Origin of the sequence: Streptococcus suis (assembly GCA_002831545.1) — a bacterium.
GTDB lineage: Bacteria > Bacillota > Bacilli > Lactobacillales > Streptococcaceae > Streptococcus > Streptococcus suis_P.
In genome coordinates, this window is sequence record CP025095.1 from 1178080 (window position 1) to 1203493 (window position 25414).

The following is a 25414-nucleotide window of genomic DNA, read 5'->3' on the forward strand; positions in this document are numbered from 1 at the left end:
CAAAGGAGATAGGAAAAATGGTGAATGACAAATATTTTAAGACAGATTCTTATTTAATTCGAAGTTCAATTTTAGAAACTCAGACTAAAAATTTTGTGAATAATATTGACTTTTTAGAACATTTGAAGAATGATCAAATGTTTTTAGAGCAATTATTTTTTGCCAATTCGTCTCTCTACTATCAACTACTAAAATACTATCAAGGTAACATTTCTAATACTAAAAAAGTAGATAAAATTGCAATTTCAGTATATCGATATTATAAACGTTCTCATGGAAGGCCAACTCCATTGGGATTATTCAGCGAAACCTCTATAGGGACATTTCAAGAGAATAATCATATGAAACTTAATGAAAATGTAAATAAAATTATTACATTGGATGCTGAATGGTTAATGTTATTAGTCTATAAATTTGAATCTGAGTACTACAACTCACTAAGTTTTACTATTAATAATGCTTGTTATAAAAAAGGTGATAGGATTTATCAACTTTACTCACTCATTGAAGATCAAGAAAAAATTAGTATTAGGGAAACTTCAGTATATAAAATAATTTCAAAAAATTGTAGTCGGGGTTACTGTAATTATCGAAAACTTATTGAAGAGTTAGTTAGTGTATATGGAATAGAAAGTTCTAATCTTGCCGAGGACTATATTTTAACTTTAATAAAAAATCATTACCTTTTATCGGATATTCAAAAAGATATACTATGCGGTTCACCAAGAGAAAAATTGTTAGATTTTATTTCACGTAATTATATAGACATTCATATAAAAACTTCATTGCGTAATATTTTTGAAATGATTGATTTATACTCGAAACTTCCAATTGGAGAAGGGGTTGCACTCTTAGAAAAAATTTATGAAACAATGTCATCAATCGTAAGAAGTAAATCGTACCTTAAAATTGATCTGATATCTAACTATTCTGAGTTTTCATTCTCAACTCAAATACAAGAGAAGTTCGAAAGATTTGCAAACTTCATAGCTCTTTCAACAGAATCTACTAATAAAACACATCTTGATTACTATTCAGAAGCTTTTTTAGAAAAATATGGACTTGAAAGAGAAGTCAAATTAGTTGAACTATTGGATCCCTGTATTGGTTTAGGAGCTCCATTTGGTTATAATCATCCTAGTAATGATTTCATAATGGAGGAACCACCTTTTGAATTTTACTCCGAAGCGGAAGAACAAATGTATCTGGATCTATATACTAAAGCAGTTAGTGAGCGAAGACCTATTGAACTTTCATCAATAGTAAATCATTATGAAAAAATTAATTCAGAAAAGTTATCTAATATAGACGGTTTTGATCTTTTTTTTAATATGGTAAAAAAGGATGGTAAAACAATCTTTAGTCTTAGTAATATTATTGGTTCAAATACATTAGGTGGCGGTTCCGGTCGTTTTGCTGGCTTGAGTGGCACTCTACAGAATTTTCATGAGAAACTATTACAACATGAAGATAGAATTGGGGACTTAGATAATATTAGTACTTGCGAAATTTTATTTTTACCAGAGAACTTGAGGCATAGAAATATTATGAATACTGTTTCAAATAGAAATTTCTGCCTTCCTATATCTACAGATGTTTCTGGTAAGAAAATTTTATTAGAAGATATTTATATAGGACTTAGCTCAGATTTGAAATTTTACGCTAGGGATATAAGAAGTGGAGAGTTTATCAGATTTTATTCTACCAATATGTACAATTTGACGTTATTTTGTAATGAGCTAAGATTTTTAGTTGAAATTTCAATAAAAAATAATATTGGAAAAATACCTTGGGAAATAATTTATAAAAATTTTAGTTATGTACCTAGATTGACTTTTGAAGATATTATCATAGCTCCTGCAAAGTGGCGTGTTCGTGTTAATGATACTATGAACTCAGTTAATCAAATTGTAAAAAAATATGGTCTACCTCAAACTTTCTATATCGAAGAAGGAGATAGTAGAATCCTTATCAACTTAACTAAACAATTGGATTACAATAGTTTTGAAAATCTGTTATCTAGCAGCTTCCAAAATAAAACTCAGTTAATTTTAACTGAGGTCATAGGAGATGATAGTCCGGTAGTGAGAAACGGGAAATCAACATCGTCTGATTTAGTGATTCCTTTTAGAAATACAAATTATTTGAGTAATTGTTCGCACGGTTATAAAAAAATTGTGGAAACTCAGGATTTTGAATTGATGGATCGAGAACGTAGGCAATTACCATTTCAAGAGTGGACGTACTTTAAAATTTATATATCAGAAGATAGGCAGGATGAGTTTCTAATAGGTTATTTAACGAGACTTAAGAATCATATTTTAGAAAATGAAGGTAAGGTCTTTTACTTAAGGTATAGGGATCCCAAACCTCATATCAGGCTTAGAATATCAGGATTATCAGAGAATATAGAATTGTATTATAGTGTACTATCAATTATAAATGAAGCAATAAAAAACTGTATTGTTTCTACATTTTCAATTGATATCTATGAGAGAGAGCTTGAAAGATATGGTGGTAGTTTACTTATGAGAGAAATTGAAGATATCTTCTGTGTAGATTCTCAAATTTGTATTGAAATGATTAATTCCTCTAAACTTGACTCCGAGCTATCTATTTTAGATTATGCGGTTTTGGTTAATTACATATATTTAAAAACTCTCTTTATAAGAGATGACTCAATTATTGAATTCCTAGAGGATGTTTCCCCATCAAATAGATCAAAGAATTTGAATAAAACAAAGCATCACTATATAAATATGATAAAAAATTATATTTTGAAGAATAATCTCCAATCAAATTTTCCTATAATAACTGAACTAAGTATATTGCTTCACTCTATCCAGTTCAAAATAAATAAGTTCGAAAAATTCCGAAAAACATCTATTGTGGATAGTATAATCCATGTTCATAATAATAGATTAATAGGTATTGATCGAGAACAAGAAAAAGAGATATATAATATTTTAAGATTGGTCTTTCAAAATGAAAAATTTACAAAGGATAAGTAATATGGATAAAATTACCTCCAAACAATTATTGTCTACAGTATTCACGATTCCAAATACATTAAAGTTAATTTTTCGACTAGAAAAGAAATATGCCACATATTTAATTGTTATCAATGTATTAATAGCTCTATTTCCATTAGGCATATTTTACGTTTATCAAGAGTTAATAAATGCAATTTTGTTGCAGTCTAATAAAGTTTTACAAACATTAGTCATATATTTTATAGTGCAAAGTGTTAGTTCTATTTTTGTACAAATTAATGCATTTTTCCTAGAGAAGTTCAATTTAAATTTATCTTATAGCTTAAGTAAAAAATTGATTACAAAAACATCTTCACTAGAATTGGCTGATTTTGAAAATGCTGACACATATAACCTAGTTGAGAATCTAACACAGGATAGTACATATAAACCATATCAATTATTCAATGCTATCATAAGTTTCTTTTCCTCTATTATTTCTTTACTAGTTTGTTTATTTTATATAAGTACATGGAAAACTAGTATTGCACTTTTTTTGTTGTGCATACCTCTTATTTCTTTAGTCACTTTTTTAAAAATTGGACAACTAGAATTTTTAATCCAATGGAATCGTGTTGGTGCTGAGAGAAAAGTCTGGTATTATATCTACTTATTAACACATGACTTTTCATTTAAGGAAATTAAATTAAATAACATCAGTGACTATTTAATTAATAAGTTTAGTTTAATAAAAGAAGAATTTATTTCTCAAGATTCGGAAATTTCAAAGAAAAAGAATATTTTTAATGCTATTTTAGACATTTTGCTGAATTTTATAAATTGTTTAGTTATCATAATGTTAATTTCTGCTGTTAGAGCAGGGGAGATTTTATTAGGAAATCTAATAAGTCTTATTCAGGCTCTTACAAGAATCAATACGTACTCTCAATCTATGATACAGAGCGTATATATAATATATAATACTAGCTTATTCATGGAGCAATTATTTAACTTTTTTGAGTCAGAGCAATATGATCAATCAAATATATATATAAATAACACAGATATTTCACTAAAGGAAGTATCAGAAATCAATTTAGTGGATGTTAGTTATTGTTATCCCAATAGTTCTATTAATGCATTATCAGAAATCAGCCTAAGTTTTAAATGTGGTGAACTTGTCGCTATTGTGGGGAAAAATGGTTCGGGTAAAAGTACATTAGTAAAATTATTATGTGGGCTTTATAAGCCAAGTCAAGGTGAGATAGTATTTAATGGTATCTCGAATAAAAATTTAGATTTAGCCTTTTATCAAAAGCATGTATCAGTTCTTTTTCAAGACTTTGTTAAATATGAATTAACTTTGAGAGAAAATATAGCATTAAGTAATTTAGAAATTTTAAACGATACACAAGCTATTAAGTTAGCTTTAAAGAAATTTTCTTTTGAAGTGGATCGGGATATTGATATGCAATTGGGGACTTGGTTTCAAGATGGGCGCCAATTGTCTGGTGGTCAATGGCAAAAATTAGCCTTAGTAAGGACTTTCTTAAAAAATGCTTCTGTTTATATTTTAGATGAACCAAGTTCAGCACTAGACCCAGTATCTGAAAAAGAAATATTCGATAAATTCATAGAGCTTTCTCGTGACCATGTATCTATTTTTATTTCACACAATTTAAAGTCAGCTAAAAAAGCAGATAAGATTATTGTAATGAAAGATGGAAAAGTTGATGGAGTGGGTAATCATGAAACTTTATTAAGGACAAATGAGCACTATAAAAAAATGTACTATTCAGAACAATATGAGGAATTATGATGAAAATGGATGAATTACTTGAAGATGTCTCAAAAATAACAATAGCTGAATATGATTTTGAACTTGATAACATTATAAATAGTAATAATAACTATGATGTTGTGACTTTATCACATGGACTTCCAGGTTATATATTACTAGTATCGGAACTGAACAGTAATCACGTGAGTTCATATGAAGAAAAACTGACTTCTTATATTGAAATTCTAGTTTCAATATTATCAGAAAGAGGTGTTATGACAGGCTCTCTGTATTCGGGTGCTGCTGGAATTGGGATTAGCTTATTACATTTAAATGAAAATAAGTATAAAAGATTAGTGGAAAGTTTAGATGAATATATCGAATATTTCGTTAGTGAATTTTTACCTTCGATAGATACGGGAAATATGTCCCCAACAGACTATGATATTATAGAGGGAGTATCTGGTATCTTAGTTTATATCTCGCTTCATGATAGAGAAAGGTTAAAAGATGTTCAAAGAAAAATTGTAAATTTTTTGACTAGTTCATTCAAAGAGGATATATGGAACGATATTTTTTATGTCACTTCTCAAAATCAAATGTCTGAATCGGAGAGCGTACTATTTCCCAAAGGTTGCTTAAATTTAGGGGTAGCACATGGCTTAGCGGGAGTTGGAATTGCTTTAGCTTACACAATGATAAAAGGAAACTTTAGTTGTCAAATTGAAGAAACCTTGCGACATATCATTGATGTATATGAACAATTTGAAACACCTAGTTTGTATACATGGAAGGATGGATTAGATATTGATGAATTAAAACAAGGATATTCTAATTCTAAATTCTTACCAAATATTGATGCATGGTGCTATGGTAGTCCAGGCATATCTCTATTATATATGTATTGCGGAGTTGCATTAAATGATGAGTATCTCAAGAATAAAGCAGTCGAAATTTTAAAAACTTCAATGGAAAGACAAGCTGGAATAGATTCTCCTATTTTATGTCATGGTTATGCTGGATTACTAGAAATATGTCAATTTTTCAAGTATGTATATCAAACAGATGAATTTGATAAATATATTTATGATTTTGATAAAAAAATTACCCAATACCTGCAGTCCAAAAGGAATAACGAATTACAAATAATTTCACAGTTTGGCTATTTAAATGGCGATGTGGGTGTTTTATTATCTATGTTGCACATATATTCAAAGAATGTGAACACCTATTGGCAGGCAGGACTACTTTTATTTAAGGATATAATTTTTGAATAAACGGTTCGATATTCTGAACAAACCCTGAACTTTTAACTTTACAATATCAAGTGTAAAGGAGTACAAATTCATGAAAAAAGAATTTTGATCAACTGAGCGTCAACGTTTTTCTGTACGCAAGTATTCAATTGGTGTTACTTCAGTGTTGCTTGTGGTATGTTTATTTGGGGCAACTCAGAAGAGTGTATCTGCAGATGAAATAGCAGCTGCAATCGCTTTTCAAGAAGTTATAGTCAATCAAAATACTGCTTCTGGGAATGAAATAGCTGAGGAATTCTCTCAAATGGATGATGTACCATTAGAAAACGAAAAAATTAATGATAGTCTTGAAGACGTCAAAACTAATATAGATGTTTCTAATGGGAAAATAGCTTATTCCTAAAATATTGATGTAAAAAACAAGCTGAATCAAATATACTAGACGAGTTAGCGGTGCATACAGAAAGTGTAACGGCTACTTCGCCAGAATCAAGCAAAGCAGAGCCTGCAGATGAAGAATTATCTAAACAGTCAGCAATTACAGAGGGCTTGAATGATACAATCCCGGTAGAGGTTGTAAAACAAGCTACTAATGAAGTTAAATCTAGCAAAGATGGTGGATTTTTGATGACGATTTGGTTGCAATTGAAGACTTCCTTGAGCAAAATAATGATTTGAAATTATCTAAAGGAGCTACTTCTAGAGCAGGGAAAGTAATAGGTGATGATTATCCAGCTAGTTGGAAAAAGAGACCAGATGAGTTTGATACTTGGGGATACAATAAATCAACATGTACTTCATTTGTAGCGCATAGGTTACATAGCGTAAACAAATTTGAAGTTCCAAGAGCAATGGGAGATGCTGGACAGTAGGGGAATATAGCCCGTCGATTAGGCTATTGAGTAGATAATACTCCAACTGTTGGCTCAGTAGCTTGGACAACAAATGGAACATTTGGGCATGTTTCTTGGGTTGCCTCAGTATCAGGAAATACAGTAACAGTAGAAGAATATAACTGGAACTGGGATTATGCTTATCACACGCGAATACAACCGATTTCAGCATATACTGGCTTTGTTCATTTTAAAGATTTAACTAGCAGTAATTCTTCTGATGCATCAGGCGGTAATTCTTCAGGAGGACAGACTAATCTAGGAACTATGTTACTTCAGCCTGGAACATATAGATTTACTAGCCGTAAAGGCATTAAATCAGAACCTAAAATCTATAGTACCGACATAGCTTATTATGACAGTGGAGATACAGTCAATTATGATAAAACATTAGTAGCCGATAATCATGAGTGGATATCATATGTTTCATATTCTGGGGCACGCAGATATATCGCTATTAACCAGTTAGCCAAACCAGTTTCGCCTGTTGTCAAAGGAACAACTAACATTCAAAACAAAAATGATCAGTTAGGTACTTTTGATGTTGTAATTTCAAACGTTTCAGGACGCCAATGGATTTCGTACATTGCTTATAGTGGTAATAGAAGATATATTGCGATTAGTTAACTGAATTGAAGGGAATAGCACTTTGTGAGTAATTCATTTTAGTGCTATCCCTCTTTTTTACAATAATTTATGCCAATCTGGCATAAATTATAAGATTCGTTCAAAGCTTGACTATAATGGTGTTAGGAGTGGACGGATGTATAGGCGTGTTAAGGATTTAAGAGAGGATAAAGATTACTCTCAAGACTATCTTGCAAAGTATTTATCCTGTAGTCAATCAGCTTATTCAAGGCTTGAAAATGGTAAAAGACAATTATCAATCGAATACTTAATTAAACTATCAACTTTATATCATGTTAGTACCGATTATTTGCTTGGTTTAACAGATTATCCTTATCGCCTTCATCATAAAAAATAGTCTCTCCTTGTTTGTTCATTGACAACTGAATAGACCAAGGTGGGACTTTCTTATTTGTCGAGCAGTTTAGCTTGATTCGCCATGATATGAGCGAACAAAATCAGCTATAAAATAGAATGGTATTCTATCTGCCAAGACACAAATTAAGGATAATGATACTTCTGCACGTTCGGGCTGCCAGCGATAAAGGCCAGCGGGTGTAACTCCCATGAATGACCTAACCAGTCATTCCCGCTGAGGTCATTATTTTAAATTTTAAGGAATAATATAGTATGACAAAAATAATAATAGGTGAGGACACATCGCAGGTTGTCATTGAAGGCTACAAAGTAACGGTAAAGGTTACCGATAAGCCATTGAGCCTAACGGATATTTTAGATGATTTACTTGGTAGAAAGTTAGAAAAAATATAAACTTTTAGCGGACAAGTAACAGTAAATTATGTAAAATAGAATAGTAGAACTTCAATCCTTGATTGATCCGCACCTAATATTCGATTAAGGAGAAGACAATGACACAAACCTGTATTTATTTACGCCTATCACGAGACGATGGAGATAATATTGAAAGTAACTCCATTGTCAATCAGCGTTCACTTTTACGAGACTATGCCCAAAAGCATGACCTTATCATCTTAGAAGAATTTGTAGATGATGGTATTAGTGGCCTAACCTTTAATCGTCCGGATTTCAACCGTATGATGACGATGGTTAATGAGAAAAGGATAGATACTATTATCGTCAAAGACCTGTCTCGGTTTGGGCGAGACTATATTGAGACTGGGAAGTATATTCAAAGGATTTTCCCTTCTATTGGTGTTAGGTTTATCTCGGTCAATGATCATTATGATAGTTTGACTGCTGATACCAATGAAACACATCTTGTCCTGCCGATTAAAAGCCTTATCAATGATAGCTACTGTCGGGATATTTCTATGAAAGTCCGTAGCACACAGAAGGCTAAGCGTCAGAACGGAGAATTTATAGGAGCTTTTGCCCCTTACGGTTATCGTAAAGACGATAACGTGAGGAACCACCTAGTAGTGGATGAGAGTGCTCGTTCAATCATTGAAAAAATCTTTACACTCAAGTTAGAAGGATATTCTTCCAATAGGATTGCCACTTATCTCAATAAAGCTGGCATTGCAACCCCACTCCAATATAAGAAATCTTGTCACGAAAATTTCAAGGGATTTTATGGTAATTCTAATCAGTGGAATGCCAAAATGGTTAATCGTATTCTGGTCAATAGAGTTTATACAGGGACTTTAGAACAGGGAAAACATACGAAACTGAATTACAAATCGAAACAGTCTCTAAAGGTTAGTCCAGATGACTGGGTGCGGGTAGAGAACACACACGAAGGTATTGTATCTGAAAGCACCTTTGAGATTGCCAATAGCTTATTACTTAGAGATGTCAAAAATGGAAAAGGGCAGCCTTCTTTATTTACAGGATTACTCTTTTGTAAAGACTGTCAATCTCAGATGATACAGCGAAAAGTCCGTTACAAGAAAATAGAGACCATTCAGTACATCTGTAGTACATACAACAAGGGAAAAGGTTGTAGTCGTCATTCTATTAAGGACGACAGCCTACTGGAAGTCATTTCAACCTTGATAGCTCAACACCTGGAGTGGAAGTCCTATCTGATTGAACGTATCCCTCATTATCTTTCACAAGAACCTTTTCTTGAAATTGACTTTACAGGACTTGTGACCGAACGAAAGAAGTATGAGCTATTAATCCAATCCCTGTATATGGACCTAGATGATGGTCTTATCAATGAGTTGGAGTATCAGGAATTTCAGAGACATTATCGCCAAAAGCTGAAGCAGGTTGAAGAAACCATTGCTCTTAAAAAAGAATTAGCTCAGGAACTCTATCATAAACTCCAAGATAGGGAAGCTTGGTTGAAGCAATTAAGTGAGTTGAGAGACACAGACTGCTTAAACCGCTTGACATTGGTTTCCCTCTTAGATCGGATTAATATTGGAGAAGACCACGAGATTACGCTGGTCTTTCATGATATAAAAGAGATGGATATTCTCCAACAGTTTTCTCAATCGGAAACGGAGGCGGTTTGATGGCTCGCACGAAGAATCGCTATCGTACAGAAGAAACAAAGACTACTCAGGTTACAATCTATCGAACTGGTATTTACATTAGATTATCTAAGGAAAGAACAGAAACTTGGAGAAATAAATCACAGTCATTAGAGACACAAGAAAGCTTAGCGAGAACATTCGCCAAAGATAAGGGCTTAATGGTTGTCAAGGCATATACTGATTATGAGTATTCAGGCACGAAGTTTAACCGCCCTGCCTTTCAAGAAATGATGGAGGACATTAAAAAAGGTCATATCAATTGTATTCTGATTCGTGACTTATCACGCCTGGGTAGAGATTATATCGAAATGGGTCGTCTTATTGATAAAGTTTTCCCCTTCTTGGGTGTTCGTTTCATCTCTATCAATGATAACCTTGATACCCTTAACGGACTTGAAGAAAAGAAGTCGTTTGAGGTAGAAATTAAGAATTTGGTTAACGACCTTTATTCTAAAGATATTTCAAAGAAAGTGACTGCGAGTCATATTTATCATGCTAGCCGTGGCTACTATATTGGAAGTTTTGCTCCGTATGGGTATCAGTTGGACAAACAAGAGCATGGTGTCAAACTGATGATAGACCCTCTTGTAAAGCCGATTTTAAGAATAGCTTTCGACATTTTAGTTCAGGGAAAATCCATTAGTAAAGTAACGGCATATCTCAATAAAGCTAGAGTTGCAGTTCCAACCGTATATAGGCGAACTGGACAACTATATCGTAGTGAAGATGATCGAACAGAGTGGAGAAATTCGACTATCCTTCGTTTAATCCAAAGTCCTGTTTATCAGGGACATCTTGTGCAGCGTAAATCCAATAAAACTCTTACGGAGACGGATTATATTCGATTTGAATACGCTCATGAAGCTTATATCACTCGAGAAGAATATGATAAAATCGTTACCTATCTTCACAGCAGACGGAGTATTAAAAAAAGGCTACAGCCGAAGAGGCCTAATCGATACAAGGGATTGATTTACGCTCAAGGAAATTCTAAGCAAATGTATCGCTATTGTCGTCACTTTTCAAATCAGAAATCTGACTATGATTATTATTACTTCACGGACCATGTCTATGACCCTCAAATATCTGAAAAACAGACAGTTTATATTAGTGAGATAGCTTTAGATAGAATAATCTCAGAGTTGCTTCAAGCAGAAATCGAACGTTTAGGAATAGCTGAGCAGCTACTGTCTAAGTTGAAAACAAAAAAAGATGATTGTATTAAGGTTTATTATAGGCAAGTAAGGCAACACCAACAAGCTATCTTGCGATTACTAGAAGAAATAAGTGACTTATATGCTTCATATAGTTTGGTACGGACTGAAAAAGCAACCTATCTCACTCAAAAATCTGAAAAGGAAGCTCAAATTGAGACACTTTCGCAGGAAATAAGACATTGTGAGGTGGCTATTGGGCAACTGGAAGAAGAACATCAGAAGCAGATAAGTTGGGTAAAATCGCTAACTCAATGCCAAGGAACAGAGACTCTAACCTCGGAACTATTACAGGCAATTATCGAACGCATCGAAGTTGACGTAAATAAACAAGTAACGATTACTTTTCGCTGTCAGCTGGGAGGTGCAGTCAATGTCTAAAGTAGCTTTATATCTTAGATTATCTGTCGATGAGGCTGGAACGGATGAGAGTATTTCCATTGTCAATCAAAGATACTTGCTTCATCATTATCTAGATAATTCATCTGACTTTCAAAACTTTCAGCGAGAAGAATTTGTGGATGACGGTTTCTCAGGGACAACCGTCAATCGTCCTGCTTTTCAACGATTGATGACAAAGGTAAAATCTGGCGAGATTCGTCATGTTATTGTTAAAGACCTCTCACGATTTATGCGTGATTATCTGGAGTTAGGAAACTACCTGGAAAATATATTCCCCTTTCTAGGAGTGAGGTTCATTGCTCTAAATGACCAATATGATAGCCTGACATCAGAGAATAATGGTGTTGAGATTGACGTTCCCTTTAAGAATTTGCTTAATGAATTTTATGCTAAGGATGTTTCTGAAAAGATCAAGAGTGCGATGAACAGCATGAAACGCTCGGGCAAAAACATGAGCTGGTTGCCGCCGTTTGGTTATCTCAAGGATCCAGAGGACCGTTTCAAGATTATTATTGACGAGACAGTTGCACCAATTGTTCGACGGATTTTCGCCTTGTACCTTGATGGTAATAGTTACCAAACAATTGCTCGACTCCTGAATGAAGAACAAGTCATTACTCCAGCAGAACGAAAGATGCAAATCAGTCAGGCACGTTACGCAAAGTCACTCCGTTTAACAACTGAGCAAAAACGAAATGTTTGGAGTAGCACTACCGTTGGTCAAATTTTAAAGAATGAAGCCTATAAGGGAACTTATCTTTTTAATACTCGGACGTATGTAAGGGGGAAGCATGTTTTCAGACCAAAATCAGAGTGGGAGCGGATTGAGAACAATCACGAAGCGATTATTTCATCAGAACTATTTGAACAAGTTGTCCAATTAAAAGGATCAAAAGCCACTAAAAGAAAACAGCATCAGATACCTAAAACATCATCTGTATTGACAGGTCTGATTCGTTGTGAGCATTGTGATCATTCTTTGATTGGACATTACAACCATCAAGGTTACCAATATTTTTCCTGTCGTTATTGTAAGGGGCAGGGAGAAAAAATGAAGTCTTGTCGAGTGGATAGGATTGAACAAGCAATCAAAGGGAAACTAGGAGATGAAGCAGTAAAACCTCATCAAAAGGTATCTAAGACCCTTGTTCTTCGTGAAATTGAACGTTTGAAGACAGAAAAACTTGCCTGCTTTCAGGACTACAAGGATAGCCTGTTGACCAGAGAAGATTATATTGCCAAGAAAAAGGAAGTGGATAAATCTGTTCAGGCTTTGGAAGAACAGATGAAAGAAGCGAACTGTGTTCAGTTACCAACTGACAAGAAGTTAAGCAAAGAAATTGTAGTTGCACACGTTGACAAAGTTGTGGTTGATTGTCTTGGCTTTTTTACAGTTATCTATAAATAGTTGAGGAAGAGACTTGAATCCTATCAAGTCTCTTTCTCGATAGGTTGCTTTGTGATATAATTAGTGTGAAATCTAGTAAATAAATAGTGTCAGTAGCTTGACACAAGAGGGACATATTGAAGAAGGCGAGAATTTCCATGATTCGGTTGTTAGAGAAGTGCAAGAAGAAACGGGTTTAACAGTCACTGATGCTCGCTTGGTTGGTCTTAAACATTGGCCGGATAAGGAAGGGCATCGTTACATTGTATTTCTCTATAAGGCAACAGAGTTTACAGGAACTATCCGATCAACTGAAGAAGGCGAGGTGCGTTGGGTCGAGAAGTCGGACCTGCCTCAGATGGATTTGGCCTATGATTTGCTAGAAATACTGAAAGTCATGGATGAGCCAGATTTGTCCGAGTTCTTTTATACTAGAAAAAATGACGATGGAGAGTGGGATATAAATTTTAGGTAGAAGCTAGAAATAGCTTCTTTTTTATGCTGTTTGAATAAAAATACAACAAACTAGTTGACAAATGTATAAAAATGACGTAAAATGTTTTTATCTTTCAAAAAAGGAGAAAAAATATGCATTTTACTATAATGAAAGTCCGATGTTTTATATAAAAAACGGTATAAGTATGCACAGGATTGTTTTAAAGGAGAATATGATGATGAAAAAATATATTATGACGGGATTGGTTTTGTTGGCAACGATGACCCTAAGTGCTTGTAGTGGAAATGCTACTCAAGAAGATACTTCCTTGAAGGATGTTCAGGAAAAGGGAAAACTAATTGTTGCATTGAATCCAGAATTTCCACCATTTGAGTTTAGAACACTGGTTGATGGCAAAGATACAATCGTTGGAGCTGACATTGAGCTTGCAAAATCCATTGGTCAAGAATTGGGTGTAGAAGTCGAATTTTCAGCGATGAGTTTTGATAATGTTTTGAACAATGTCCAGTCAGGGCAATCGGATATTGCCATTTCAGGAATTTCAGCCACTGAAGAGCGTGCAAAAGTGTATGATTTTTCCATTCCTTACTACACCTCAACCAATAAAGTTATTATAAATAAAGAGGATCTTGCACAATATACATCGCTTGATTCTCTAGCAGAGGCAAATATAGGAGCACAAAAAGGTTCTATTCAAGAACAAATTGTTAAAGAACAGCTTCCGTCTTCCACGGTTATTGCTCTAGCTTCGAACGGCGAGCTGATTAATCAATTAAAATCACAGAAGCTAGAAGCAGTTATTTTTGAAGAGCCGATTGCGAAAGCCTATGTTGCCAAAAATGATGACTTGGTTATTTTAGATACTGAGATAAAAAGTAGCTATTCAGATGCCTATGCTATTGCCTTGCCAAAAGGAAGTACAGCTTTAAAGGAAAAAGTTGACTCTGTCATTACAAAACTAGTGGAATCTGGACAGATGGATCAATTTGTTCAAGAAGCCTATGAATTATCCATTGCTAACAATTAAATTTTATACGATTAAATTGAATAAAAATAATATTTTCTTGACAAATGTATAAAAATGAATTAAAATGAGAATACATTCTGAAAAACTGCAAGAAAATACAATGAAAATCAATAAGCTTGTGTTTTTTAGAATAAGTATTTTATTAAAATAAAGAGAAGGTATTTAGGAAATATGAAAAAAATCTTGGCATTAGCAGCAACAGTTTTAGCAGGATTGACATTGGTAGCTTGTTCTTCGACGTCATCACAATCCGCATTAGATAAAATTAAAGAAAAAGGAACATTGGTAGTGGCAACTAGTCCAGACTATGCTCCATTCGAGTTTCAGGCACTAGTTGATGGAAAGAATGAAGTTGTTGGTGCAGATATTATGTTGGCTCAAAAAATAGCCGACGAACTTGGGGTCAAGCTTGAAGTTTCAGCAATGAGTTTTGACAATGTATTGTCTAGCGTTCAAAATGGCAAAGCTGATATTGCAATTGCTGGTCTATCTTATTCGGAAGAGCGTGCAAAAGTTTTTGATTTCTCTGAAAGTTACTATCAAATTTCTGATGTATTACTTATCAAAAAAGATAGCGCCAATTCACTCACTTCAATTGATGCTATGAGCGGGAAAACTCTCGCGGTACAAAAGGGTTCAACACAAGAATCCTACGCACAGGAAAACATTAGTCAAGCTAACATAATTTCTTTAACCTTGATGGGTGAAGCTGTAAATGAGCTCAAATCAGGAAAAGTTGATGCTATTTTAATGGATTCTCCAGTTGCTGCTGGTTATGTTTCACAGAATTCAGATTTAGCCGTTGCATCCGTTGAATTTCCAACGATTGATGAGAATTCGAAAGTCATTGCTTTGCCAAAAGGTAGTACAGAACTAAAAACTGCGATAGACAAGGTTATCGCAGAAGTAAAAGCAAGTGGTGAGTTTGATACTTTCCTTGAGAAAGCTGCAACATATACAAGTGTTGAATAAGAGAAACGAACAATCATCGGAAACGGTGGTTGTTTTTGTATGCAAAAAAGAATGGAGTAAGTGAGCCACTCCCCAAAAGTTAGACAGAAAATTGGGGTCGGTTCAATACTCCATTTTTTATAGATAATTATTTCACACGCTCTAGATAAAAACTGGTCAAACGTGGTACAGTAATTCTGGCTCCATTTTCATCGGGATAGAGGCTAAATGTGTCTATTGGAATAGCATTAGATGAGAAGACAAGTTTATATTCGCTGTCAGCTGGCAAATCCAAGTGTACATCAAATAGTTCTTGATCATTAAAGTTATGAATAGTCAAGATTTCTTGCTCATCACTAGTGCGAGAAAAAGCATACAGGCTTGCTTCTTCATCTATTTTTACCCAATTAAATCCTTTTTCATAGGCTTGGTAGTCATATTTCCAGAAAGCATCATGTTCTTTATAGAAAGTAGATAATGTTTTCATCATTTGATAGAAAGAATGGTGGATTGGAAATTGTAGCAGTCCCCAGTCCATTTCTGTATATTCATGCCATTCACGGATGTGACCCCATTCATTTCCCATGAAGAGTAATTTCTTTCCAGGATGGGCAAAGTAAAAGCTGTAGTAGACTCGAGCCAGATGGAACTTATCTTCGTAGTCGCCATTCATCTTCTCGATAATGGAGTGCTTCCCATGAACAACTTCGTCGTGCGAAAGTGGTAGTAAGAATTGCTCGTTTTGGTTATAGTACATACCAAAAGTGATTTCATTTGAGTGATATTTTCGATAAATAGCAGGGCGTTCCACGAATTTTAGTGTATCATTCATCCAGCCCAGATCCCATTTCATGTCAAATCCAATACCGCCATCTTCTAGAGAATGTGTGACTTTAGGGAAGCTTGAAGAGTCTTCAGCAATCATCAGGACTCCCTTATAGTCGGTATGGACCATGGCATTGACACGTTTGATAAAGTCAATTGCAGCATGATTTATCTTATCCTCATCTGTTTCACCACGCCAATAGAGGAGATAAGATAGTGCATCAACACGGATGCCATCAAAATGGAAATATTCCAACCAGTATTTTAAATTGGAAAGAAGGAAAGAACGAGTCAGTCCTTTTCCAAGGTCAAAATTAGCAGTCCCCCACTGGTGGTTTTCACGGTCTTGTTCGTAGGAGTATTCGTATAGCCAACTGCCATCAAACTGGTAGAGCCCATGAGCATCTTTACAGAAATGAAGTGGTACCCAGTCAAGAATCACTCCGATTCCTGCTTGGTGACATTGGTCAACTAAATACTTAAGTTCATCTGGCTTGCCATAGCGACTAGTTGGACTGTAGTAGCCTGTTACCTGATAGCCCCAAGACGCATCGAGAGGATGCTCGGTAATTGGCAATAATTCAATATGTGTGTAGTTATTTTCCCTGATATGTTCGATGAGAAGTGGAGTAATTTCCTTATAACTATTGAAAGCTTCTACAGGAGCTCCTCCTTCATTTTTATTAGCAAATTTTTGCTTCCACGAACCTAAGTGCACCTCGTAGATGGATACTGGCTGTTCTTTAAAATCATAGTTAACACGATTATACATCCAGATGTCATCTTTGAATTTATAACGCGAATTGTAGGTTGTAGAGGCAGTGTCTGGACGAACTTGGCTGAAAAATGCATAAGGGTCAGCCTTATATATTTCACGCCCATCGTGTGTGATAATCAGATATTTATAATCTTCAAGGGATTTCAATCCGTCTACATAAAGTTGAAACACTCCATCAATTTCACGCTCCATAGAGTGACTGCGTTGCCACTCATTAAAGTTGCCAACTAAGAATACTTCTCTGGCATTTGGGGCATAGACACGAAATTGGGTTCCGATAATTTTGTTTCGTTCTTTTATAATATGAGCACCCATTTTTTCGTAAAGAGTGGTATGCTCACCAGCATTCATATAATATAAATCTAGGTCAGTAAATTCTGTCATAGCAATCTCCATTGCCGAAAAGGAGTGGACTAGGGTCACACTCCGATTCAGTTTATTTTTTCATCTTAGTTCCTAACCACTAATTTCACGGTAGAGCCAGATGTATTTCTCTGCCGAAGCTGTCCAACTAAAATCACGCTTCATAGCTTGTTCAACCATGGCATACCAGTCATCGGGACGGTCATAGTAGGTTTGAAGGGCTAAATCATAGACTTGTCGCATATTGTAAGCGTCACGCCCTCCAAAGCTAAAACCAGTTCCTTCTTTGGTAGACATATTGTATGGTGCTACAGTATCAACCAAGCCACCTGTTTCACGCACTAGAGGGAGTGTTCCGTAGTGCATTGAAATCAACTGGCTAATGCCGCATGGTTCAAACATAGAAGGCATGAGGAAGAGATCACTTGCTGCATAAATTTGGTGGGCAAGTGGTTCATTGTAACCACGGTAGAATGCAAATTTATCAGGATAAGCATGTTTAAAGTGATTAAAGGCATTTTCAATGTCTTCCTCACCATTGCCTAAGATAACAAATTGGACATGGGCTTGAAGAAGATGGCCAAGTACCTCGGTCAAGAGGTAGAACCCTTTTTGCCATGTCAAACGAGAGACGATACCTATCAATAGGACATTCTCATCTTGTGGAAGGGCAAATTGTGCTTGCAGGGCCAGTTTATTAGCCTTTTTACTTTCAATCGTTTCAAGACTATAATTTCTCACAAGGTACTGATCTGTTTGACTATCCCAACTGTCATAGTCGATACCATTGACAATACCAACCAAGTCATATTTGCGCAACTCTAGTACATGTTGCATGTTTTCGCCGAATTCTTCCGTTAGGATTTCGCGAGCATAAGTTTCAGAAACTGTAGTAACCTTGTCAGCGTATAGGATACCAAGCTTCATGAAGCTGATACATTCATCATGAAAACGTGCAATACCATCCAAATAGTAGCTATAGTCCATGCCAAGCGCTGACCAAAGTGCTTGTTTGTGGAAAATACCTTGAAAAGCCAAGTTATGAATAGTGAATACATGCTTGATATTGCGGAATTCTTCGCGGTAGCTATAGAAAGTACGGCAAAGGAATGGAAGGGCAGCAGTGTGCCAGTCATGTGTGTGCATGACATCCGGGAAGAAATGAAGTGCTTCTAACAGACGACATGTAGCATGTTGGAAATAGCCAAAACGCATGGCATCATCGTCATATCCATATAGTTCATCGCGTTCAAAGAAATCGCGGTGCTCAATAAAATAGAATGTCACTCCATCAACAACCTGACTGTAAACATTTGCCATAGATTGGATGTCGCCAGCCCGCACATCAAAACTTGATACGTAATCGAAATCAGCATGGTTATTGATAGCAATTTTCTTATAGAGAGGAAGTACCACTCGGACGTCCAACCCCTGTTTTACCAATTCTTTAGGTAAGGAACCGATTACATCGGCCAAACCACCAGTCTTGATGAATGGAAGTCCTTCAGATGCTACAAAGAGAACAGATTTTTTTGTCATGTTAGCTCCTAAATGATTTGGTGTGGTTTCAAGTATGAAGGCGAAGTTTCGCTTCCCTTGATGTCAATTGGGTGAATAATTTTAGTTGCTTTATCGATAATTGCATTTTCAATATTCGCCCCACTCTTGATTGTCACGCCATTGAGAATGATTGAGTTTTTGATAACAACACCTTCTTCAATGATAACATCGCGGTCAATGACTGAATTTTCGACTTGACCATTGATATTCGCTCCATTTGAAATTAGGCTACGTTTGACCTCTGCCAATGGACCATACAAACATGGTGAGCTATCACTTGTTTGGGTATGGATTGGCCAATCATGTTTGAAGAGGAGTTTGCGGGTATCTTGGTCAATCAATTCAATTTGAGTATTGAAGTAGGAAGCTGTCGTATTGATACATGCGACATAATCACGATGTGCATAGCCCATAATCTTGTACTGGTCAACTGTATCACGTAAAATATCTTTTAACCAGTAGAGAGACGACACTTTGTTAGCACGTTTAATCAAGTCGATAAATGTAGTCCGTTTCATAATGTAGGCTTCAAGGGAAACGGGACGGTTTTTATATTTACCGTGGTTTTCCTCAAAAGCTACGACACGACGGTCTTCACCAAATTTGAGAGTTTGGCAGCCGATGAAATTTTCTTTAGCATCTGAAACGTTTTTATAAAGAACGGTAATATCAGCATCCGTTGCAATATGGTCATCCATGACTTTTGAAAAATCCTGGCTATAGATGAAGTAAGATGGAGCAACTAGCACATAATCTTTTGTAGACTTTTCGATGTAGTGGATGTTTTCTGTGAAGGCATTAATATCGTGACGATAGACACTATTTGGGTCTGTTGCGCTATTGAGCAAGCGAAGGGTACCGCGTTTGCTGTTGATATTATAGTGTTTTCCTGTACCAACGTGCTGAATTGTTGAACGCATTTCGGCAGGCATGTATACTTGGAATTCTGTAATTCCAGAGTTTGACATATTGGATAGAGCAAAGTCAATTAGGCGATAACGACCTAAGAAACCGAAAGCTTGTACGCCACGGTGCTTCATCACGTCACCAAAATGTACGTTGTTTCCTTCAATATTTACAATTCCGAGAGTATTTCTTAGCATAGCAGTCCTTTCTTACTTGGTCACATTCTTGTCAATCAAGAGGATATGGTCGATGTCTCCTGTGAGTTTAACTCCGTCGGCAATTTTAATATTTTCAGCGACGATGACGTAGTCAAGTTCAACACCTTCGCCGATAATAGCACCAGGCAGGACGACAGAATTTTTTACTACGGCATTTTGGTTGACCTGTACATCTGTTGAAATAACAGAATGTTCTACTGTACCGTCAATAACTGCCCCTTTATCAATATAGGCAGATTTAACAGTTGCAGTCGCACCAATCACCTGAGCAGGTGAGCCCTTATCCTCTGAATAGATTCTCCATGAGCGGTCAGAAAGGTCCAAATCTCCAGCGTGATCAATCAAGTCCATATTGGATTCCCAGAGGCTGTTAACGGTACCTACGTCTTTCCAATAACCACGGAATGGATGGGCAATGAGAGTGCGGCCATCTTCTAAGTATTTCGGAATGATGTCGTGCCCAAAATCGTGAGATGAAGTGTCCAATTTGTCATCTTCTTGAAGGTACTTTTTCAAGGTCTTCCAAGTGAAGATATAGATACCCATTGATGCTAAATTGCTCTTAGGATTTTCTGGTTTTTCTTCAAATTCTTCAATACGGTAATCTTCGTCCGTATTCATGATACCAAAACGTGAAGCTTCTTTGATCGGAACTTCGATAACCGCAATCGTAGCATCTGCTTTTTTCTGAATATGTGTATCAAGGAGTTTGTCGTAGTTCATCTTATAGATGTGGTCACCAGACAAAATCAATACGTACTCTGGATCGTGAAGATCAATGAAATCAATGTTCTGTGTAATAGCGTCGGCTGTACCTTTGTAAAGTCCGAAACCTTCGATTTTTTCACTCGGTGGTAATACAAAGACGCCAGATCCTTGTACATCAAGCCCCCAACGTTGAGACTGTGCAACGTATGAATTCAAGAGAACAGGCTCATACTGAGTCAAAACTCCGACAATATCAATACCTGAGTTGGCACAGTTACTGAGAGGAAAGTCAATAATGCGGTACTTTCCGCCAAATGCGACCGCTGGTTTGGCGACTTTTTTTGTCAACCCTTCTAGACGTGTTCCACGTCCACCAGCAAGAATCATAGCTAACATTTTATTTTGAGCCATCTAACCACTCCTTAATATATATGATACATGTATTATAGCATAGAGTATTAAAAATGAAAGCGTTTCCTATAAAGAAATTGAAATATTTCAAATTTCTTTTCAACGGCTTTCATAAGCATATTATAACATATTATTTTGTGTTAGTCTATATAATATTGTATTTATTTTCGGTCGAATTTTACCTCTTCAAGTAGGTAATTGATGAATTTTTCTCCCATGTCGGACAGCAATGCCTTTTCGTGTTGGATATAGACCAATTCGATTTCATCATCAAATTCCAGAGGAATTGATACAATATTATCTCCATTAAGATTTGAATTAAGGATACCTGTTGCGATTGTATAGCCATCCAGACCGATTAAGAGATTGAAGAGTGTGGCACGGTCAGATACGACAATCGATTTTTTATGGTGTTCCTGGGCTAGAATTTCTTCTGCAAAGTAGAAGGAGTTGTGAATACCTTGCTCGTAGCTGAGATAGGGGAAATCTACCAAATCATCGAGAGTGATTGACTTTCTTTGTGCCAAAGGATTGGTTTTGCTGACAAATACATGTGGTTTGGCAGTGAAGAGAGTTGTATAGGATAGTCGATTGTCATCCAAAAGTTTCAGCAGAACATCACGGTTGAAATGGTTGAGGAAAAGCACACCGATTTCTGAGCGAAAATTCTTGACGTCATCGATGATTTCCCAGGTCCGTGTTTCACGTAGGAAGAGTTCATAATCTTCCATTTCAGTTTCTTTCAAAAGTGAGACAAAGGCGTTGACGACAAAGGCATAGTGTTGGGAAGATACGCTGAAGAGTTGGCGTTTTGCATTAGGATTTTTATAGCGGTCTTCCAATAGTTCGGTCTGTTCAACAATTTGACGAGCGTAGGAAAGAAACTCCATGCCATCCTTTGTCAGGGTAATGCCCTTAGAATTACGGAAAAAGATTTTAATTTTCATTTCTTTTTCCAGGTCTCGTACAGCGTTGGAAAGGCTGGGTTGGGTAATGAAGAGTTGTTTGGCAGCCTCATTCATACTACCTGTTTCTGCAATTTTGATAATATAGTATAATTGTTGGATTCTCATACCTCTATTGTAACATGATTTGACAAATTATTCTAAAAAATGTATAATGCTGAAAATATATCCTTTAACTGAGTCCAGAGAGGCGAAGAAGGGAACGTGATAAATAGGGCAAATACTGCCTTCTTTTCGTGTAACCTTGCTAGCCAGCAAGGTTTTTTCTCTATATCGACTTTCTTGTTTTCTGTGTTTCATAGAATAGGAGAAAAGATGATTTTAAAAGAACAGATGTTATTGGTTGACCAAGTCCAGCTTGCTCCACGTATATTTGCTATGACCTTGCAGGGTGATATGGTCCAAGATATGAAAATGGGGCAGTTTATCCATATTCGTGTTCCAGATGATTCCATGCTCTTGCGGAGACCAATATCTATTTCCGAGATTGATCGGAATAAGTCTCAATGTCGGATTATTTACCGAGTGGAAGGTCAAGGGACGGAAGTCTTTTCGAAAATGACTGTTGGGCAGTATTTGGATGTTATGGGACCGCTTGGGAAAGGGTTTGAAGTAGACTTTCTCAAAGAAGGTGACCGCATTCTCATTATTGGCGGAGGAATCGGTGTTCCTCCCTTGGTGGAAGTGGCGAAACAGGCGGCGAACCGTGGTGTCAATGTCACGTCAGTCATTGGCTTTGCCACCAAAGAGGCCGTCATTTTGGAAGAGGAACTAGCCAAGTATGGTCAAGTTTATGTCACAACGGATGATGGTTCCTATGGGCGTAAGGGGAATGTCGCAACGGTCGTTGAAGAGCTGACAAACGACTTTGCTGCCATTTATTCCTGTGGAGCACCTGCTATGATGAATTACGTTGACCAACGTTTTCAGGACCATCCCCACGCCTACATCTCCCTAGAAGCCCGCATGGCCTGTGGCATGGGAGCTTGTTACGCTTGTGTGGTTAAACCTAAAGAGGGTCAGGAGCATGAAAACAAGCGTGTCTGTAAGGAAGGTCCAGTCTTTGCGACTGGTAGTCTGATTTTATAGGAGGTTGATATGACAAAACGATTAGCGATTTCCTTACCAGGCTTGGACTTGAAAAATCCCATCATTCCAGCCTCTGGCTGCTTCGGTTTTGGTCAGGAGTATGCGGATTATTATGACCTAAACCAGTTGGGCTCCATTATGATTAAGGCGACTACCCGTCATCCTCGTTATGGCAATGCGACTCCCCGTGTAGCCGAGACACCAGCAGGTATGCTCAATGCCATTGGACTTCAAAATCCAGGCGTTGATGTAGTCTTATCCGAAAAATTACCATGGTTGGAACAGCATTTTCCAGACTTGCCTATCATTGCCAATGTGGCTGGTTTTTCCAATGAAGAATATGCCTATGTGTCAGGGAAAATTTCAAAGGCTCCAAACGTAAAAGCTATCGAGCTGAACATTTCCTGTCCCAATGTGGACCACGGAAATAATGGTCTCTTGATTGGACAGGTGCCAGAATTGGCCTATCAAGCAGTAAAAGCAGCAGTCGAAGCCTCATCTGTACCTGTTTACGTTAAGTTGACACCAAGTGTGGCAGACATAACCCTGTTGGCCAAGGCTGCTGAGGATGCTGGAGCGACTGGCTTGACGATGATAAATACCTTGGTTGGTATGCGATTCAATCTCAAAACTCGCCAGCCAATCTTGGCAAATGGTACAGGAGGAATGTCAGGTCCAGCAGTTTTTCCGGTTGCTCTCAAACTCATTCGTCAGGTAGCTCAGATGACCAACCTTCCTATCATTGGCATGGGTGGTGTGGATTCGGCTGACAAGGCTTTAGAGATGATGATTGCAGGAGCTTCAGCGATTGGAGTTGGAACGGCCAATTTTACAGACCCATTTGCCTGTCCAACTATTATCAAGGATTTACCCGAACGCATGGATGTTTATGGGATGGACACCCTAGAAAATTTACGCCAAGAAGTTAGAGAAAGCTTGGGTAAGCGTTGACAAAGGTAAAATAAAAGAGTAATATAAAGAAAATATCTCCTTTAACTAAGTCCAGAGAGGCTAGGAAGGTGCCATGTAATATGCTTGAAAGGTGATTTTCAAGCTGAATTCGTGCACATCCCTGACCGATTTGGCAGGGATTTTTGTGTAAATGAAAGGATTTTATGAAAGAAACAAGACCAATTATTGCCCTTGACTTTGCAGGTAAAGAAGAAGTTCAGTCTTTTCTGGAACAGTTCCCACCAGATGAGAAACTCTATGTAAAGGTTGGAATGGAGTTGTATTATGCGGAGGGACCAGGTATTATCAATTATTTGAAAGGCTGCGGTCACAGTATTTTTCTAGATTTGAAACTGCATGATATTCCTAATACCGTCGAGTCTGCTATGAAAGTCTTGGCAAAACTCGGTGTGGATATGACCAACGTTCACGCTGCTGGTGGTGTTGAGATGATGCGGGCAGCACGAAGGGGATTGGGTAAGGATGCTGTTTTAATAGCGGTCACTCAGTTGACCTCTACCTCAGAAGAGCAGATGAGAACGGACCAGAATATACAGACTAGTTTGCAGGAAGCGGTTGTTCATTATGCTCAAAGAGCACAAGAAGCTGGTCTTGATGGGGTGGTTTGTTCAGCTCATGAGGTGACTTTGATTAAAGATGTCACAAGTTCTGATTTTGTGTGCCTGACGCCAGGGATTCGTCCGACTGGCGGTGAAGTAGGCGATCAGAAACGAGTTATGACACCAGCAGATGCTGCTCGAATCGGTAGTGATTACATCGTCGTAGGTCGCCCGATTACAAAATCAGAACATCCTTACCAGACTTATTTGTCTATTAAAGAGGAGTGGAATCGTGGATAAGATTTATCAGATTATAATCGATAGACCTCTCGGGTATATTGATAAATTTGGCAACCAGTACCCCATTAATTACGGCTACGTCCCAAATCTATTGGCTGGAGATGGTGAAGAGCAAGATGTTTACATCATTTCCAAAGCTGTTCGGCAGCCCTTGACAGCTTTCGAGGGGAAATTGGTCGCGATTATACATCGCAGAGATGATGTCGAGGATAAATGGGTTCTGACAGGTCTTGATGAAAAACTTACCGTGACAGAAATAAAAGAGAAAACCAATTTCATTGAACAGTATTTTGATTCATGGATTGAAATTGTGGACTAGGAGAAGTCTGTAAGAATTCAACAGGGATAA

The 25414-nt window shown here is 36.7% G+C and carries 20 protein-coding genes and 2 pseudogenes; 17 read left to right on the forward strand and 5 right to left on the reverse strand.

Annotated features, from left to right (window positions below):
* Nucleotides 1-17 precede the first annotated feature (17 nt).
* The 13 genes and pseudogenes from CWM22_05865 (at nucleotide 18) to CWM22_05925 (ending at nucleotide 15452) form a co-directional block, all read left to right on the forward strand.
* Nucleotides 18-3011, forward strand: a complete 2994-nt coding sequence (locus CWM22_05865) for a Nisin biosynthesis protein NisB (GenBank protein AUC91450.1) — start codon at nucleotides 18-20, stop codon at nucleotides 3009-3011.
* Nucleotides 3004-4791 (forward strand): ABC transporter ATP-binding protein, encoded by a 1788-nt coding sequence (locus CWM22_05870; GenBank protein ID AUC92853.1) that lies wholly within the window; start codon nucleotides 3004-3006, stop codon nucleotides 4789-4791. Before CWM22_05865 ends, CWM22_05870 begins: the two co-directional genes overlap by 8 nt.
* Nucleotides 4788-6029 carry a hypothetical protein gene (locus CWM22_05875; protein AUC91451.1) on the forward strand — a complete coding sequence of 414 codons (1242 nt, stop codon included), beginning with the start codon at nucleotides 4788-4790 and terminating at the stop codon, nucleotides 6027-6029. Before CWM22_05870 ends, CWM22_05875 begins: the two co-directional genes overlap by 4 nt.
* A gap of 142 nt (nucleotides 6030-6171) precedes the next feature.
* A complete protein-coding gene (locus tag CWM22_05880) occupies nucleotides 6172-6411 on the forward strand; it encodes a hypothetical protein (GenBank protein ID AUC91452.1) in 240 nt (79 codons plus the stop codon).
* A 50-nt stretch (nucleotides 6412-6461) separates the two neighbouring features.
* Entirely contained in the window at nucleotides 6462-6686 is a 225-nt protein-coding gene (locus tag CWM22_05885; protein AUC91453.1) for a hypothetical protein, read from the forward strand.
* Nucleotides 6629-7528 (forward strand): annotated as a pseudogene (locus CWM22_05890) (hypothetical protein). Before CWM22_05885 ends, CWM22_05890 begins: the two are co-directional and overlap by 58 nt.
* 136 nt (nucleotides 7529-7664) lie before the next feature.
* Nucleotides 7665-7886 carry an XRE family transcriptional regulator gene (locus CWM22_05895; GenBank protein ID AUC91454.1) on the forward strand — a complete coding sequence of 74 codons (222 nt, stop codon included), beginning with the start codon at nucleotides 7665-7667 and terminating at the stop codon, nucleotides 7884-7886.
* Between the two features lie 511 nt (nucleotides 7887-8397).
* Complete coding sequence (locus CWM22_05900) at nucleotides 8398-9972, forward strand: recombinase (protein AUC91455.1); 1575 nt, start codon at nucleotides 8398-8400, stop codon at nucleotides 9970-9972.
* Nucleotides 9972-11588: a recombinase gene (locus tag CWM22_05905; protein ID AUC91456.1), complete on the forward strand. Its 1617-nt coding sequence runs from the start codon at nucleotides 9972-9974 to the stop codon at nucleotides 11586-11588. Before CWM22_05900 ends, CWM22_05905 begins: the two co-directional genes overlap by 1 nt.
* The gene (locus CWM22_05910) at nucleotides 11581-13017 is read left to right on the forward strand and encodes a recombinase (GenBank protein AUC91457.1); all 1437 of its coding nucleotides are present in this window, start codon (nucleotides 11581-11583) and stop codon (nucleotides 13015-13017) included. The genes CWM22_05905 and CWM22_05910 overlap by 8 nt, the downstream gene beginning before the upstream one ends.
* Nucleotides 13018-13126: 109 nt before the next feature.
* Nucleotides 13127-13471, forward strand: a pseudogene (locus CWM22_05915) (NUDIX hydrolase).
* A gap of 199 nt (nucleotides 13472-13670) precedes the next feature.
* Entirely contained in the window at nucleotides 13671-14480 is an 810-nt protein-coding gene (locus CWM22_05920; GenBank protein ID AUC92854.1) for an amino acid ABC transporter ATP-binding protein, read from the forward strand.
* Nucleotides 14481-14651: 171 nt separating this feature from the next.
* Nucleotides 14652-15452 (forward strand): amino acid ABC transporter substrate-binding protein, encoded by an 801-nt coding sequence (locus CWM22_05925; protein ID AUC91458.1) that lies wholly within the window; start codon nucleotides 14652-14654, stop codon nucleotides 15450-15452.
* Nucleotides 15453-15579: 127 nt separating this feature from the next.
* Here CWM22_05925 and CWM22_05930 read toward each other — a convergent pair whose 3' ends face one another.
* The 5 genes from CWM22_05930 to CWM22_05950 all read right to left on the reverse strand — a co-directional run bounded on the left by CWM22_05930 (nucleotide 15580) and on the right by CWM22_05950 (nucleotide 22273).
* The gene (locus CWM22_05930; protein ID AUC91459.1) at nucleotides 15580-17418 is read right to left on the reverse strand and encodes a 1,4-alpha-glucan branching protein GlgB; all 1839 of its coding nucleotides are present in this window, start codon (nucleotides 17416-17418) and stop codon (nucleotides 15580-15582) included.
* 72 nt (nucleotides 17419-17490) lie between these two features.
* Nucleotides 17491-18936, reverse strand: a complete 1446-nt coding sequence (locus CWM22_05935; protein ID AUC91460.1) for a glycogen synthase GlgA — start codon at nucleotides 18934-18936, stop codon at nucleotides 17491-17493.
* An 8-nt stretch (nucleotides 18937-18944) separates the two neighbouring features.
* The gene (gene glgD / locus CWM22_05940) at nucleotides 18945-20060 is read right to left on the reverse strand and encodes a glucose-1-phosphate adenylyltransferase subunit GlgD (GenBank protein ID AUC91461.1); all 1116 of its coding nucleotides are present in this window, start codon (nucleotides 20058-20060) and stop codon (nucleotides 18945-18947) included.
* Between the two features lie 12 nt (nucleotides 20061-20072).
* Nucleotides 20073-21200: a glucose-1-phosphate adenylyltransferase gene (locus CWM22_05945; protein AUC91462.1), complete on the reverse strand. Its 1128-nt coding sequence runs from the start codon at nucleotides 21198-21200 to the stop codon at nucleotides 20073-20075.
* Between the two features lie 161 nt (nucleotides 21201-21361).
* A complete protein-coding gene (locus tag CWM22_05950; protein ID AUC91463.1) occupies nucleotides 21362-22273 on the reverse strand; it encodes a LysR family transcriptional regulator in 912 nt (303 codons plus the stop codon).
* A gap of 96 nt (nucleotides 22274-22369) precedes the next feature.
* Between CWM22_05950 and CWM22_05955 the strand changes: the two genes are divergently transcribed.
* From CWM22_05955 to CWM22_05970, 4 genes are all read left to right on the forward strand, one after another.
* A complete protein-coding gene (locus tag CWM22_05955) occupies nucleotides 22370-23254 on the forward strand; it encodes a dihydroorotate dehydrogenase electron transfer subunit (GenBank protein AUC91464.1) in 885 nt (294 codons plus the stop codon).
* Nucleotides 23255-23263: 9 nt separating this feature from the next.
* Nucleotides 23264-24205, forward strand: a complete 942-nt coding sequence (locus CWM22_05960) for a dihydroorotate dehydrogenase (protein ID AUC91465.1) — start codon at nucleotides 23264-23266, stop codon at nucleotides 24203-24205.
* Between the two features lie 164 nt (nucleotides 24206-24369).
* Complete coding sequence (locus CWM22_05965) at nucleotides 24370-25065, forward strand: orotidine-5'-phosphate decarboxylase (protein AUC91466.1); 696 nt, start codon at nucleotides 24370-24372, stop codon at nucleotides 25063-25065.
* Complete coding sequence (locus CWM22_05970) at nucleotides 25058-25384, forward strand: inorganic pyrophosphatase (GenBank protein ID AUC91467.1); 327 nt, start codon at nucleotides 25058-25060, stop codon at nucleotides 25382-25384. Before CWM22_05965 ends, CWM22_05970 begins: the two co-directional genes overlap by 8 nt.
* Nucleotides 25385-25414 lie beyond the last annotated feature (30 nt).